We start from the raw sequence: 1117 nt of genomic DNA, 5'->3' as shown, positions 1-1117 counted from the left end.
GAGTTAGTTTTATGCTTGCATTAACTAGCTCTTTTTTAATTTAAAAAATATATACATGTCAGATGTTGCAGCAATACATAATTTAGTTCAAAAACGAAATGAACTAAAAAAAGAAATCGCAAAAATTATTGTAGGACAAGATGCTGTTGTCGATCAAATATTACTTTGTATTTTTTCAGGTGGACATGCTTTATTAGTGGGTGTTCCTGGATTAGCAAAAACGCTTATGGTGAATACGCTGGCTCAGGCTTTAGGGCTTGAGTTTAAGAGAATCCAATTTACTCCAGATTTAATGCCATCGGATATTTTAGGAAGTGAAATTTTAGATGAAAACAGACAATTCAAATTCATAAGAGGGCCTATTTTTTCGAATATAGTTTTGGCTGATGAGATCAATAGAACACCTCCCAAAACGCAAGCAGCTTTGCTTGAGGCTATGCAAGAAAGATCTGTTACTATTGCTGGGAATAATTACAAATTGAATTTGCCCTATTTTGTTTTGGCAACTCAAAACCCAATTGAGCAGGAAGGTACCTATCCTTTACCCGAAGCACAACTGGATCGTTTTATGTTTGCTATAAAACTTGAATATCCAAGTTTTAAAGAGGAAGTGCAAGTGGTAAAGCAAACTACATCTAATGAGAAAGTAGTTGTAAATTCACTATTTACTGCACAAGAGATTATTGATTTTCAAGAATTGATTCGCAGAATTCCAGTTGCGGACAATGTTATAGAATATGCGGTGCGCTTGGTGAGTAAAACGCGTCCAGATAATTCCTTGTCAAATGAATTTGTGAAAAATTATTTAGATTGGGGAGCAGGACCCAGAGCCTCTCAAAATTTGATTTTGGCTGCCAAAGCCAATGCTGCTTTTAATGGAAAATTTTCTCCAGACATAGAAGATGTTCAAGCCGTGGCAACCGGAATTTTGAGACACCGAATCATTAAAAATTATAAAGCAGATGCCGAAGGAGTAACTGAAGAAATGATTATCGAAAAGCTATTATAACGTTGTAGTTGGCTTATTTAGAAAGGTTCTTTGTTGTAAAAGCAACAATGAACCTTTTTTTATTTGGGTCCAAATTCAAGGATTGCTAAAAATGGCTTTTTTAAATAC

The 1117-nt window shown here is 34.7% G+C and carries 1 protein-coding gene; it reads left to right on the top strand.

Going from position 1 to position 1117, the window contains the following annotated elements; genetic code table 11:
• The first annotated feature begins 55 nt into the window (after positions 1–55).
• Entirely contained in the window at positions 56–1009 is a 954-nt protein-coding gene (locus FPG59_RS16235) for a MoxR family ATPase (protein WP_086455549.1), read from the top strand.
• Positions 1010–1117 lie beyond the last annotated feature (108 nt).

It is taken from the genome of Flavobacterium sp. FPG59 (assembly GCF_002150205.1).
Lineage (GTDB): Bacteria > Bacteroidota > Bacteroidia > Flavobacteriales > Flavobacteriaceae > Flavobacterium.
Note: the sequence above shows the minus strand (reverse complement) of the source record. Positions and strands in the feature narration are given on the sequence as shown.

What these genes read in the sequence shown, in the direction of transcription:
- FPG59_RS16235 (WP_086455549.1), top strand. Translation starts at nt 56, where the DNA reads ATGTCAGATGTTGCAGCAATACATAATTTAGTTCAAAAACGAAATGAA.